This window comes from Vibrio sp. 2033 (assembly GCF_033339735.1).
In genome coordinates this window covers 1-511 of record NZ_JAWOVC010000872.1, presented here as the reverse complement: position 1 = coordinate 511, position 511 = coordinate 1, and the positions used below count along the sequence as shown (strand labels likewise).

At 46.6% G+C, this 511-nt stretch carries 1 pseudogene; it reads right to left on the bottom strand.

Features of this window, described 5'->3' with window-relative positions:
- Positions 1-511, bottom strand: a pseudogene (locus tag R7P74_RS29565) (hypothetical protein); the annotation flags it as partial.

Below are 511 nucleotides of genomic sequence, written 5' to 3'. Positions count from 1 at the left end.
GTGACTCAACGACTACATATTTACGATCTGCCCTAAGTGGCGCAAACCATGTGTCTTGGTATTTGAAATAGCTTTGCCCGTCTATCACTACCGTCTGCTTGGTGTGGGGAAGTGAGTCAACAATTTCGCCAAGCTTATAAGGGCTTGGGGTTTTCCTAGTGATGGTTTTGCTTGCCTCTGTTGTCGTAGTGCTCACTTGGTTAGGAGAGGCAGAATAAGAGTTGGGTGAGGTTGTCACAGTACTTAAGCTCGTTGTTGTTGACGCTGAGTTAGGTAAAACATCACTACCACTGATGACTGTGTAATTTCCGGCTGGTGGGTTTTGGACATACACGTAACGACTGCCGCGCTGTTGATAATAGGCGTCTTGCACAATGGCGTAGGTCACTCCAGCGAAAATCGCAAACGTAGCGATGCCAACCAGATCGTTATGGTAATAGTAATAACGACCACGATAAGGTGGATACCAATAACCAGGTCGCACATAAATGAAAGAGGAATGGTATCGCGG